Here is a 13441-nt window from a genome sequence, read left to right as displayed (position 1 = left end):
CTTGTGGATCCGGCTGAAACGAAGTTTAGAGGAACAATCCTGGTCCGGGTCGCGTTCCTTCGGGGAATCTGACGCCTACTTTCTGGATCTTGTTCCCGTCCATGGTTGCCACGGTCCAGATCGTGCCATGCCATTCGACCTGGTCCCCTACTACTGGAGCGCCTCCGACCTTCTGTCGGATGAACTGCGCCAGCGGCATTTTCGCGTCGAGGCCATCGAGTTTCAGGCCGTACAACGCCGCCACTGCACCCAGTTCGGCATCGCCTTCGAGCACGAAGTCGCCGAAGAAACGCAGGTCCAGGCCACGTTGCGGCGCCTGGCTGAACAGTTTGCCCAAGGCAGGCAGGTTGTGCTCGTGGCCGATCACGCAGAGCATGTCGCCAACTTCCAGCACGGTGCTGCCCGACGGGTGCAGCAGTTGCTCGCCACGGAACAGCGCGGCAATCCGCGTGCCTTCGGGCATTTTCAGTTCGCGCAGGGCGGCACCGATGCACCATTTTTCTGCGCCCAGACGGTAGACGAACATTTCCCACTCGCTGGTGATGTGCACCTCAAGGGCGGAGCGGGAGATCGGCGCCGGGTCTGGCGGTACCGTCACCTTCAACAGCTTGGCCATCCACGGCAGGCTGGTGCCTTGCACCAGCAGCGATACCAGTACGATGAAGAAGGCCAGGTTGAAGAACAGTTGGGCGTCTGGCAGGCCCGCCATCAGCGGGAACACCGCCAGAATGATCGGTACCGCACCGCGCAGGCCGACCCACGAAATGAAGCCCTTTTCACGGCCGTGGAAAGCCTTGAACGGCAGCAGGGCAGCAACCACCGACAGTGGCCGCGCCACCAGGATCATCCACAGCGCCAGGCCCAGTGCTGGCAGGGCGATGGGCAGCAGGTCGTGCGGCGTGACCAGCAACCCCAGCACCAGGAACATGCCGATCTGGGCCAGCCAGGCCATGCCGTCGAGCATATGCAGGATGCCATGGCGGCTACGGATCGGCCTGTTGCCCAGCACCAGGCCGCACAGGTATACGGCGAGGAAGCCGCTACCATGCAGGGCGTTGGTCAGCGAAAACACCACGAGGCCGCCGGCCACTACCAGAATGGGGTACAGGCCGCCGGCCAGATTGATGCGGTTGACCAGTTGCAGCATCAGCCAGCCGCCGCCCAGGCCAACCAGCGCGCCGATACCGAACTCACGCAGCACGTGGCCCAGCAGGCTCCAATGCAGGCCGGTCTCGCCGCTGGCGATCATGTCGATCAAGGTGACCGTGAGAAACACCGCCATTGGGTCGTTGCTGCCCGACTCGATCTCGAGGGTAGCAGAAACCCGTTCGTTCAGGCCTTTGCCGCCGAGCAGCGAGAACACTGCAGCGGCGTCGGTGGAGCCGACGATGGCGCCGATCAGCAGGCCCTGGATCAGGCTGAGCTGGAACAGCCAGGCGGCAACCAGGCCAGTGAGGGCGGTGGTGATCATTACCCCGACCGTGGCCAGCGACAGCGCCGGCCAAAGCGCTACGCGAAAGCTTGCTACCCGCGTGCGCAGGCCGCCGTCAAGCAGGATGACGGCCAGTGCCAGGTTGCCCACCAGGTAGGCGGTTGGGTAATTGTTGAAGATGATGCCGCCACCATCGACACCGGCGAGCATGCCGACGGCGAGGATGATGACCAGAATAGGGATACCCAGGCGCGACGACAGCGAGCTGACCAGGATACTTGCACCCACCAGCAATGCGCCGATCAGAAACAGGCTGTTGATGGTGCTGGCATCCAAAGGCAGGTACTCCGAGACAGCGAGGGGGAGGGACTTGGTAGCGCATTTTTCAGCAAAAGCTAGCAGGTCGCGTGCCAATCGATTCTAACCTGAGGCCGACGCAGGCTGTAAAGCGATACCGCATCGTCGTTGCGGCGTGCGGCTGTAATGTTCGCCCACTGTCAGGCAGCTGAGTAACATGAGTGGCAAAGAAACCATTTTCCTCGCCTAGGTGGCTCAGTGCCTGCTCGGGCAATTTCCTGATTTGCACAATCTGGCGCGCCGGGCGGCGGGCCATGTGCTTCGCCACCATGCCACCGCGACAGCGGGGCGAGAGCGGCTGGTCAGGCAGATCAGTGGCAGGGAAGCTTTCTTTGCGCTGCCCGCCTGAGCAAACGTGAAAGGGGCCGCTGTGCGGCCCCTGATCAAGGCCTCAGCCCTGCTTCACTTCACGCATCGGCTTGCCTTTCACTGGTGCATCCCCTGCCACGTAGTACTTGGCGGTGCTGCGCGGCAGTGGCTTGCGACCACGGATCTTGTCCGAAATCTTCTCGGCAATCATGATCGTGGTGGCGTTGAGGTTACCGGTGATGATCAGTGGCATGATCGAGGCATCGACCACGCGCAGGCCCTGCATGCCATGCACGCGGCCTTCGCCATCGACCACGGCCATGTCGTCAGTGCCCATCTTGCACGAGCAGGATGGGTGGAAGGCGGTTTCGGCGTGCTCGCGGATGAACTTGTCCAGTTGCTCGTCGGTTTGCACGTCGGGGCCCGGGCTGATTTCGCGGCCACGGTATGGGTCCAGCGCTGGCTGGGCCATGATTTCACGGGTCAGGCGGATGCCGTCACGGAATTCCTGCCAGTCCTGCTCGGTGGACATGTAGTTGAACAGGATGCTCGGGTGCTGGCGTGGGTCTTTCGACTTGGCCTGGATGCGGCCACGGGCAGGCGAGCGCATGGAGCCCATGTGCGCCTGGAAGCCATGTTCCTTCACACCATTGGAGCCGTTGTAGTTAATCGCAACCGGCAGGAAGTGGTACTGGATGTTCGGCCACTTGAATTCAGGGCGGGTACGAATGAAACCACCGGCCTCGAACTGGTTGCTGGCGCCGATGCCGGTGCCATTGAACAACCACTCGGCACCGATGGCCGGCTGGTTCCACCACAGCAGCGATGGGTACAGCGATACCGGCTGGGTGCAGGCGTACTGCAGGTACAGTTCCAGGTGGTCCTGAAGGTTTTCACCAACGCCCGGCAGGTCGTGCACAACCGGGATGTCGAGGCTTTCCAGCAGGGCGCGCGGGCCGACGCCGGAGCGCTGCAGCAGCTGCGGCGAAGCGATGGCGCCAGAGCTGACGATCACTTCCTTGCGGGCGCGGGCTTCAACGCGCTCTTCGCTGTCGCCGACCAGGTAGGTCACGCCTACGGCGCGCTTGCCGTCGAACAGCACGCGGTCGCTCAGGGCGTGGGTGACGATGGTCAGGTTCGGGCGTTTCTTGGCTTGGTCAAGGTAGCCACGGGCGGTGCTGGAGCGGCGGCCATTCTTGGTCACCGAACGGTCCATCGGGCCGAAGCCTTCCTGCTGGTAGCCGTTGAGGTCTTCGGTGCGCGGGTAACCGGCTTGCACGCCAGCTTCAACCATGGCGTGGAACAGCGGGTTGTTGCCGGCCTTTGGCGTAGCAACGCTGACCGGGCCGTCACCGCCGTGGTAGTCGTTAGGGCCGATGTCACGGGTTTCGGCTTTGCGGAAGTACGGCAGGCAGTCGAGGTAGGTCCAGTCTTCCAGGCCTGGCAGTTCTGCCCAGCCGTCGAAGTCCATGGCGTTGCCGCGGATGTAGCACATGCCGTTGATCAGCGACGAGCCACCCAGGCCCTTGCCACGGCCACATTCCATGCGGCGGCCGTCCATGTGCGGCTCTGGGTCGGTCTCGTAAGCCCAGTTGTAGCGGCGGCCTTGCAGCGGGAAGGCCAGGGCGGCTGGCATCTGGGTGCGGAAGTCGAAGCGGTAGTCGGGGCCACCGGCTTCCAGCAGCAAGACGGTGACGCCGGCGTCTTCGGTCAGGCGGGTCGCCAGGGTGTTACCGGCCGAGCCGGCACCGACGATGATGTAATCGAATTCTTGGGACATGAAAGTACCCTCGTGTTGGCGGTGATCGGGGAGCGGGTACGCCCGTGCGCGGTGGCACGGGCGTGGCTAGACAGGGTTCAGAAAACCGAGGTATAGCCGCCCAGCTCGACCTGGACCGACTTGATGCGAGTGTATTGAGCCAGCGAGCTGACGCCGTTTTCACGGCCGACGCCCGACTGCTTGTAGCCACCTACCGGCATTTCGGCCGGCGATTCACCCCAGGCGTTGATCCAGCAGATACCGGCTTCGAGCTTGTGGATGATGCGGTGGGCGCGGGTGATGTCGTTGGTGCAGACGCCGGCGGCCAGGCCGTAGTCGGTGTCGTTGGCACGGCGGATCACTTCTTCTTCGGTTTCGTAGGTGAGAATGCTCATCACCGGGCCGAAGATCTCTTCCTTGACGATGGTCATGTCGTCGGTGCAGTCGGTGAACACGGTCGGGGCAACGAAGGCACCTTTGGCGAAGTCACCGGCAGTCAGACGTTCGCCGCCGCACAGGACGCGGGCACCTTCTTCCTTGCCTTTGGCGATGTAGCCCAGCACGCTTTCCATGTGCTGGAAGCTGACCAGCGGGCCGAAGTTGGTGTTTTCGTCTTCCGGGTTGCCAACGCGGATGCGGGCAACGCGCTCGGCGATCTTGGCTTCGAAGGCCGCCTTCATTTCAGCTGGGATGAATACGCGGGTACCGTTGGTGCACACCTGGCCCGAGCTGTAGAAGTTGGCCATCATGGCGATGTCAGCGGCCTTGTCCAGATCGGCGTCGGCACAGATGATCAGTGGCGATTTACCGCCCAGTTCCATGGTCACTTCCTTCAGCGAAGAGCTGGAGGCGCTGGCCATGACTTTCTTGCCGGTGGTGGTGCCGCCGGTGAACGACACTTTTTCGATGCGCGGGTGCTCGGTCAGCCAGGTGCCGACTTCGCGGCCGCTACCGGTCAGAACGTTGAACACGCCGTTTGGCAGGCCGGCTTCGGTGTAGATCTCGGCCAGTTTCAGAGTGGTCAGCGAGGTGACTTCCGACGGTTTGAAGATCATCGCGTTACCAGCGGCCAGGGCCGGGGCAGATTTCCACAGGGCGATCTGGATCGGGTAGTTCCAGGCACCGATGCCCACAGTCACGCCCAGCGGCTCGCGGCGGGTGTAGACGAAGGACGATTCGCGCAGCGGAATCTGCTCGCCCTCGATGGCCGGTACCAGGCCTGCGTAGTATTCCAGCACGTCGGCGCCGGTGACGATGTCGACGTAGCGGGTTTCGGAGTAAGACTTGCCGGTGTCCAGGGTTTCCAGCATGGCCAGCTCGTCGTTGCGCTCGCGCAGGATGTCGACGGCGCGGCGCAGGATGCGCGAACGCTGCATGGCGGTCATCGCGGCCCAGATCTTCTGGCCACGCTCGGCGCTTTCCACGGCCTTCTCGACGTCTGCCTCGGTAGCACGCTGTACGTGGGCGAGGACTTCGCCAGTGGCCGGGTTGATGGCTTCGAAAGTGGCATCGCTGCCAGCGTCGACGTAAGCGCCATCAATGTAGAGTTTTTGCGTTCCGAAACGGGCCATAGTGTCCTCGCAAGTGCAGTGTGTGGTTTGGCTTGCGCGTCATGCTCCTGCCGGGTTGGCAAGGGCCCTGCGCGCATGGTCAGCAGCCTGGTCGTTTGTGCCCAGGGTGTGCTGCTTGGCCAGTTGTAGTTCCATGTATTCGTAAGCAATCCGTACCGCCTGGTCGGTGTCGAATGCATCACCCGACAGGGCGCCACGCAGCCACAAACCGTCGATCAGGGCTGCCAGACCGCGGGCTGCCTTGCGCGCATGGTAGAGCGGCAGGACGCGGCGGAACTGGCAGCACAGGTTGGAATACAAGCGGTGGTCGTTGATCCGCTGCAACCTGTGCAAATCGGGCTGGTGCATGCTGGAAGCCCAGAAGGCCAACCAGGTTTTCATTGCCGGGCCGTTTACCTGGCTGGCATCGAAGTTGCCCTCGATGATCACTTTCAGGTGAGCGCGCGGGCTGTCGTCTTTCAGGGCCTGGCGACGTGCTCTGACGCCTTCGTTGAGCATGCTCATGATGTAACCCATCGTCGCTGCGATCAGGCCGTTCTTGTCCCGAAAGTAGTGACTGATGATGCCGTTCGACACACCGGCCAAACGGGCAATCAGCGCAATGCTGGCGTCCCCCAGTCCGACCTGATCGACCGCCTGCAAGGTGGCTTCGATCAACTGCTGGCGCCGGATGGGTTGCATACCGACCTTGGGCATCTTGCTATCTCCTCAGGCCTGCGAGCAGACGACAGGCGGCTGACTCGGCGAAGGCCAGTCTATTTTGTTTTGATTGAACGTTCAATCAATAAAGAATAAGCTCTGCGACAATTTGTGCCATTGACAGTTTTTCAGGCGGTCGAGAAGGCACGGATTGACACCCCAGGAAATCGTGTAACCCCCGGAATACAAGGCGTTGACGGGCGTGAGCGATGCGAAATGCAGATTCTGCCGTACGGTCATTGGTCCTGCGGCAGGCCCTTGGAGCGGGCGGGGTGCTCTGTGACGAATGCGCGCACCTCCGTTGAGGCGTGGCATTTTCAGCAGGCCACCTGTCTGTTTTTGGCAACGTATCGATTCGGGATCACGGTTTCCAGGGTTCTTTTATAACACCTGATGCAGTGGGGATATTCCACCAATTGCTCGGGAAAGACTGATTAGCCTCCACAGCCGCACTGCCCGGAGCATTCGTGCAATGAGTTCTGCCTCACTTATCAAGCCCCCCGCCGAGAGGGTACGGGTCAACCGCGTGGTGTTCTTCACCTCCGCGCTGATGATCCTTGTTCTGACTGCCTTGCTGATCGCTGCACCCGAAACTGCCGGCCAAGTGCTGGGCGTGGCCCAGAAGTGGCTGACGCGTACCTTTGGCTGGTACTACATGCTGGTCATCTGCGGATACCTGCTGTTCGTCGTCTACCTGGCTTTCTCCGACTACGGCAGCCTCAAGCTGGGTGGCAAGGACGACCAGCCGGACTTCAGCTATGGCGCCTGGGCCGGCATGCTGTTCTCGTCCGGTATCGGTATTTCGCTGCTGTACTTCGGCGCTTCCGAGCCGCTGGACCACTATTTCAATCCCCCGGAAGGCACACCGGCCAGCCTCGAGGCCGCTCGCCAGGGCTTGCAGCTGACCTTCCTGCACTGGGGCCTGCACGGCTGGGCGATCTATGCCCTGGTCGGCCTGGCCGTGGGTTACTTCGCTTACCGCCACAACCAGCCGCTGGCACTGCGCTCGGCGCTGTACCCGCTGGTGGGCGAGCGTTGGGTCAAGGGTGCTGCCGGCAATGCCGTCGACATCTTCGGCATGTTCGTCACCCTGCTTGGCCTGGTGACCAACCTGGGTATCGGCTCGATGCAGGTCTCTTCGGGCCTGGAATACCTGTTCGGCATGGACCACAGCAAGACCAACCTGCTGGTGGTGATTCTGGTCATGGCCGGTGTGGCCACCGTGGCTGCGGTCTCGGGTGTGGAAAACGGCATTCGTCGCCTGTCCAACCTGAACATCGTGCTGTTCAGCGGCCTGCTGATTTTCGTATTGCTGGGCGGCGAAACCCTGCATTTGCTCAATGGCCTCGTGCAGAACGTCGGTGACTACCTCAACGGCATCGTGCTGAAAACCTTCGACCTTTATGTGTATGAAGGCGAAGCCGGCAAGTCCGAGCGCTGGTTGGGCCTGTGGACCGTGTTCTACTGGGCCTGGTGGATCTCCTGGGGCCCGTTCGTCGGCATGTTCATTGCGCGTATCTCCAAGGGCCGTACCGTGCGCCAGTTGGTCATGGGCGTGCTGCTGATTCCGCTGGGCTTCACCCTGGCCTGGCTGTCGATCTTCGGCAATACCGCACTGGACCTGGTGATCAACCAGGGCGCTGTGGAACTGGGCAAGACTGCGCTGGAACAGCCGTCGATGTCGATCTACCAGCTGCTGGAATACTTCCCGGCGGCCAAGATCGTGATTGGTGTGGCGGTGTTCGTCGGTTTCGTGCTGTTCCTCACCCCGGCCGACTCCGGCGCGGTGATGATGGCCAACCTGTCGTGCAAAGGCGGCAAGGTCGACGAAGACGCCCCGCACTGGATGGTGGTGTTCTGGTCCGTGGTGATCACCCTGGTGACCATCGGCCTGCTGTTTGCCGGTAACTTCGAGGCCATGCAGACCATGGTCGTGCTGGCGGGCCTGCCGTTCTCGGTGGTGCTGGTGCTGTTCATGTTCGGCCTGTACAAGGCCATGAAGCAGGACGTGGTGATCGAGCAGGAGCGCGCCGAACTGGCCGCCCGCGGCCGTCGCGGCTTCAGCGAGCGCCTGACCCAGCTGGAACTGCAGCCGACCCAGGCCGTGGTGCAGCGTTTCATGGACAAGCAGGTCAGCCCGGCGTTGAAAGAAGCCGCTGCACAGCTGCAGACGTTGGGCTTCGAGGTGGAAACCCGCGTTGGCCAGTCGCGCAACCTGATGGGCTTGCGGGTGATGATGGAAGAAGGCAACCCGTTCGTCTATGAGGTGAGCCTTGACGGCTATATGGCCGCGCCGAGCGAGGCGCCGGTCGAGGGTGAGCCTGAACTGCGCCAGCGCTTCTACCGCGCCGAGGTCTACCTGCATGACGGCAGTCAGGAATACGACCTGATGGGCTTTGCCCCAGACCAGATCGTGCGTGATGTGCTCGACCAGTTCGAGAGCCATCGCCAGGTGCTTGGCCGCGTCTATAGCTGACTGCCCGGCAGGTCGCCGCACCGCCAGGTGCCGCGGCCTGCCAGCAGTAATATGTAGCACCTCTTTCGATAACATCTCCAGGACGCTTTGTGGTTCATTCCATAACGAGTCCTGGTCATGCCCGCCACTCACGCGCACAACCTCAAACACGCAGTCGCCGCCCAGTTCGCCAGCCGTCCCACGCTCCGCCAGGTCGCAGGGGAACAGGTCATGAAGGTGATCCTGGAGCACTATCCTCTGGTTGGCGTACATCGCCCTGAGATGACCTCGGCTGCACCGCTGTACCTGATGTCCATGCATCCGGATGGCGTCTGGCACCCTCAGCCGCTGGTGGATGTGGTGCTGCAGGCCCTGCTTGCGGCTAAACCACTGGACCTCGCCCCAGCGGGTGACTACCGCCTTAGCCTGAACCCGCCCCGGCGCTTTTTCGCCATCGAGTCGAGCCTCGAAACTGCCGAGGGCGATTTGATCGAGCCCGCGCGCCTGACCGATGGCCTCAACGCATTGCTGCCGATGCTGCTATGGCACTTCCAGCAAGCGCAGATCGACTATTGGAACGGCGACGTCACGATCGACCGGGACCTGTGGTTGCAGCAGTTGTTGCGCGCCAACCTGCTCGATGGCCTGAAAGACGAAGCGCTGGACGACGAACAACGCAAGCTGCTGCGTGACCTGATGATGGGTAACCGTACCGGGCTCGATGTGCAGCTGGTGCGGGTTGCGTTACGTGAGGGCGAAGACACTTTCCATGAGCTGTTGCCCGGTTTGCTGATTACCGCCTCCAGTGAAGTTCGCGAACTGACACTCTGGTGTACTCCCGAAGGTCTGGTCCGCAGTTACGACGCCCAGGCCGCGTTCGGCACGGCGTTGCAAATGCAGATGGCTGGACGTTACCGATTTGATGAGTTGAGCTGGCAAGGCCTTACTGTGGAGGGCGACGCTTTCGCCCTGTACAGCGCCTTGTTGCTGGAAATCTTGCTCGAGCGCGTGGCCCGCCTGCGCTGGAGCGCGATCGACAGCGTCGACCAACTGGAGCATTACTGCCATTTGGCCTGCGAGCCCGCGTCCTTTTTTGCCGAGTTCAGTGACCAGGGCACCGGTGGGCTGGGTCTGGCGCTTCCCAAGGGCCTGTCGCGAGCCGATACGGATAGCCAGACCGCCTACCTGCAAGCCATGCTCGACTTGTCGCTACTGCAACAGCCCAGCCCAGCCCAGGGCATTCAGGACGGTCTGCCGGACTTGCACACCTATGCGGCGACACGCCTGCGCGAAGCGATGCTGCATGACCACCCGGTAGACGCCAATTACTTTCCTGATGACCTTATCCTCAGCGTCGAGACCTTTGTCAGTGACGGTCACGGGCTGGGCTTCGGCCAGAAGACCGGTGAAAAGAAGTTGACCCTGACGCAACTGGCGATCGGCCGCCTGGATGCCACAGCAGGAGGGGTGGTGACACACATCGCGCACCGGGAAAACCAGCTGATCATGAAGTGGATGACCATTGATTACGTCCGTGAGCTGGTGCAGCGAGTCGACATCGGCGGCACGTATCCACGTCATGTACAGTCGATGCTCGATCGCTCGGCGAGCCGCGCCGAACACATCTCGGCATTTGCCATACGCTGGCGTATTACCCTGATGTTCGATGCCGCGCGGGCGCGGGCAGTCAAGCGGCTCGACAAGTTCGCCTACGGCGCCCTGGCAGAATTCTGCCGTAGTGGCCAGGAAGGTGCAGCGGCTGTGCGCATTGCGGCGCTTGCGTTCAAACGCTCGCCGACATCAGAGAGGGTCGATGTGGCGCATGGTTTCTACGTGATCGAACTCATCGAGTTGGGGGCTCATCTGTTGTATTGCCCGCTGTACACCGACAAGGCACTGATTCAGTTCGACAGCGCTCAGGCACTGTTGGATGCGATCAGCCGCCCGGGGGCGTTGCAGGACAACGTGCTGCTTTGGATCGAGCAAGCTCAGCGCGCGGTCTACGACAATGGTGGCTTCCGGGAGCCGCACCTGCCCCAATGGCTGCCCGACCCTTACACACTCCCGGAGAAACCGCAGCCTGTTCAGTTGGCGCTGCAATTCTGGGCGCAGGACGTGGATCGGCAGATGTTCGAAGCCAAGGGCCGGATGTTGCTGGAGCTGGCGGATCGCAGCGCCATGAGTAACAGCGAGGTGCGCTGGCGGCTGGTCACGGCATTTTCCTGGGAGCTGCTGAACGTTGTGTTTCCGGTGTTACCAGGGCCGCTCACCTCGGTTGCCTGGCTTTACATCGGCATGCGCAGCCTGATCAACGATGTGCAGGGGCTGGCCAGCCCGCATCTCGACGAGCGAATCCAGGCGATGGTCGATGTGCTGAACAACACCTTGCTGGCGCTGATACACCTGCAGACGCCGAAACTGGCAGCGCCGGCCGTTTCTGGTGACCTGCCGCCATCGCTGCTCCAGGGGCCACCTCCAGGCAATGGGGTCGAGTTGGCGAACCTTTCCACAGCAACGCGGGAGCCCAGTACCTCGGTCGACAGGCTGCAGGCGATGGCCAACACCCACCTCGACTTTTCCTGGCGTGGGGCTGGGGGGCTCAACGGCCTGTCGAGTGCCCAGCGCGGTCAAATGCGGGCGTTGGCGACCAGCGTTTCGCTGGCGGGGCGTGAACCGCAGACGCAGGGCGTGGCTGCTGGCCTGGTGCGGATTGGGGATGATTTCTATGTGTCTCTGGACGGTGATGTCTACCGAGTCAGCCTTGATAACGCAGCGTTTCGCATCATCGGTCCGGACGGCACGCTTGGGCCATACCTGATGCGCGACGGCAATGTCTGGCGCCTCAATAATTCGCGATTGCACGGTGGCAATGATCGCTCCGGCGAGTTGGCCCGCGAGCGACTGCGCAAGAAACTAAGCGGGCCGATCGCCAAGGCTCAGGCCGAGATAGAGCGGCTTCTCTTGGCCGCGGAGGCTGCCACGAAGGATTTCAACGCGTTGAGCGAGCAGGTTGTCGGTTTGCGTGATCCGGTAAAAAAAGTCGAGGATCGGTTGCAAAAGGCGCCACCAACCGACCCGGGCGAACGTGCGCAATTCGAGCAGGCTACCGAGTTGTTCAAGCGCAAACTCCAGCAGTTGCACGAGCAGACGAATGCGCTGCGCACCCAGCGCCTGGCGTTGAACGACAGTCTATTCCAGGGGTATCTCGAGGCTGAACGCAACATTATCTACGTGCTCGACAAGGCGAGCGCCTCGACGCAGGGCGGCAGCGTGAGAGATCAACGGATACTCTTGGGCCAGGTCCGCAAGAACCTGATCAGCTTTGGCATGTTCTTCATTGATGAGCTCCTGGCCTTGGGTGGGTTCAGGGAATACGACCAACTCACCAATGCGCTCAATGAGGCACCGCCAGAGAAACAGGCCGAGTTGTATGCCAGGTTCCGGACGATGTTGGAGAAGTTGCTTGAAGAGCAGCCCAGGATCATCAATGTCTCCAGCCAGCTGGATCGCCTGTTGGCCATCACCGATATCGACATGCAAGTGCCTTACGTCAATACCACGCTGACCGTCTCGAGCATTATCGAGAGCCGCAAGACGACCACGATCAACATCCGGTTTTTCCAGGCCATGGGCCTGGTCGAGCTCGCCCTGCAGTGGCACAAAGGCACGCCTACCCAGCACTACATGATCTTCCGCCATGCGCTCGCCAGTCAGCGTCTGCGGGTGGCCGCACAAACGCATCATCTGCTGATGTTCTGTGACTTGCCTGTCGCCGAACGAATCGAGGTGCTGCAAAGTGCGTGGGACGAATACCTCGCGGCGATTCTCAACGCCGAACGGATCAAGACACTCGGCAGCAAGCTCATCGATGTCCAGCGCCTTGAGGCCTACAAGCAACAGATGGTGGAACTGAAAACCATAGCCGGTGAGGCGTTGGTCGAGGCCATGCGCGAGCAGGCGGACGGGCAGGTTCGTGGCACACGTCGTGCGGTCTATTCACGAAAGAGCCTGCAGGTGGCCCATACGCGGGCTGGTCAGATAGTCATTGGCAGCGAATCGGTGGTCGACGGGCAGGCTGTGCTGCAAGTTGTAGCGGCTTTCAACAAGAGCGCGCTGCATCGCTTCCAGAAGCAGGGAAACATCTGGGTTGAAGAGGTAGCCGCGGGCGAACCGGAACAGCAGTCGCGGAATTCTACGCCGGACTCCGAAAGGAACAACCGGGAACTGGCCGAGGCCATGCTGGCACAGAATGAAAATGTCATCGCTCAAGCCAGAGCCCTGGTTGCCAAGGATGCTGACGACATGGGCCTGATGTCGATGCTGGACGGCCAGATCAACGAAGTGGCCGAGCTGCGTGAACAGCTCAGCGATGCCAACGCAGAGCACGCACTGCTGGCGGGCATGGACGATGCGCTGATTCAGTTGCGTCAGGCCCGCCGGGACTGTTTGGTAGCGCTTTACAGCAAGACGCGCTATCCAGGTTCCAGAGGGCTGAATTTTCTCCATCAACAGGGGCTGCTTGCAGTGGAATATGTCGGGCCTCGGCAGGTGGTCTCCGATGGCTATCTGGACGAGTACCGGATCAGCCTGTTGCGGGCTCCCGGCGAGGCCAAGGGTAGACCCTTGTGGGCCGCGCATTTCCATTTTGCCGACTCGCAGGCGGCGCCGACGGCGTTTGGCAAAGGCCATCTGAAGCTGTGGAGCCAGCGCAAGATGGGGTATCGCGAACAAATGAAGGCCGCGAGCGAGGGGCAGGTACTGAGCATCTATCGAGGTAACCTGACCTATGCGCAGGCCAAGGATGTGATCCCGTTCAACCTCTGAACAGTTGCACTTTCAGCCCAGTGGTAACCCGCGAT

At 61.6% G+C, this 13441-nt stretch carries 6 protein-coding genes; 2 read left to right on the top strand and 4 right to left on the bottom strand.

Annotated elements, in window-relative coordinates:
- Nucleotides 1–25: 25 nt before the first annotated feature.
- The 4 genes from ACF8RA_RS10735 to betI form a co-directional block, all read right to left on the bottom strand.
- Nucleotides 26–1768: a potassium/proton antiporter gene (locus ACF8RA_RS10735; RefSeq protein ID WP_021783701.1), complete on the bottom strand. Its 1743-nt coding sequence runs from the start codon at nucleotides 1766–1768 to the stop codon at nucleotides 26–28.
- 412 nt (nucleotides 1769–2180) lie between these two features.
- Entirely contained in the window at nucleotides 2181–3878 is a 1698-nt protein-coding gene (gene betA, locus ACF8RA_RS10730; RefSeq protein WP_176684798.1) for a choline dehydrogenase, read from the bottom strand.
- Between the two features lie 77 nt (nucleotides 3879–3955).
- Nucleotides 3956–5428, bottom strand: coding sequence for a betaine-aldehyde dehydrogenase (betB, locus tag ACF8RA_RS10725; protein ID WP_176684799.1), 1473 nt, complete (start codon nucleotides 5426–5428; stop codon nucleotides 3956–3958).
- Nucleotides 5429–5467: 39 nt separating this feature from the next.
- A complete protein-coding gene (gene betI, locus ACF8RA_RS10720; protein WP_209969470.1) occupies nucleotides 5468–6124 on the bottom strand; it encodes a transcriptional regulator BetI in 657 nt (218 codons plus the stop codon).
- Between the two features lie 475 nt (nucleotides 6125–6599).
- Here betI and ACF8RA_RS10715 point away from each other — a divergent pair, with 475 nt between their 5' ends.
- Together ACF8RA_RS10715 and ACF8RA_RS10710 are read left to right on the top strand one after the other, a co-directional pair.
- Nucleotides 6600–8603, top strand: a complete 2004-nt coding sequence (locus ACF8RA_RS10715; protein ID WP_370844375.1) for a BCCT family transporter — start codon at nucleotides 6600–6602, stop codon at nucleotides 8601–8603.
- Between the two features lie 117 nt (nucleotides 8604–8720).
- Nucleotides 8721–13406, top strand: a complete 4686-nt coding sequence (locus tag ACF8RA_RS10710; protein WP_392519153.1) for a dermonecrotic toxin domain-containing protein — start codon at nucleotides 8721–8723, stop codon at nucleotides 13404–13406.
- Nucleotides 13407–13441 lie beyond the last annotated feature (35 nt).

Source organism: Pseudomonas sp. FYR_5, from assembly GCF_043106315.1.
GTDB classification, from domain to species: domain Bacteria; phylum Pseudomonadota; class Gammaproteobacteria; order Pseudomonadales; family Pseudomonadaceae; genus Aquipseudomonas; species Aquipseudomonas putida_Y.
The sequence above is the reverse complement of the archived record's forward strand: the minus strand, read 5'-3'. Positions and strand labels throughout refer to the sequence as shown.

Coding starts and splice junctions, on each gene's coding strand:
- ACF8RA_RS10710 (WP_392519153.1), top strand. CDS start 8,721: ATGCCCGCCACTCACGCGCACAACCTCAAACACGCAGTCGCCGCCCAG.
- betI (WP_209969470.1), bottom strand. CDS start 6,124: ATGCCCAAGGTCGGTATGCAACCCATCCGGCGCCAGCAGTTGATCGAA.
- ACF8RA_RS10715 (WP_370844375.1), top strand. CDS start 6,600: ATGAGTTCTGCCTCACTTATCAAGCCCCCCGCCGAGAGGGTACGGGTC.
- betB (WP_176684799.1), bottom strand. CDS start 5,428: ATGGCCCGTTTCGGAACGCAAAAACTCTACATTGATGGCGCTTACGTC.
- betA (WP_176684798.1), bottom strand. CDS start 3,878: ATGTCCCAAGAATTCGATTACATCATCGTCGGTGCCGGCTCGGCCGGT.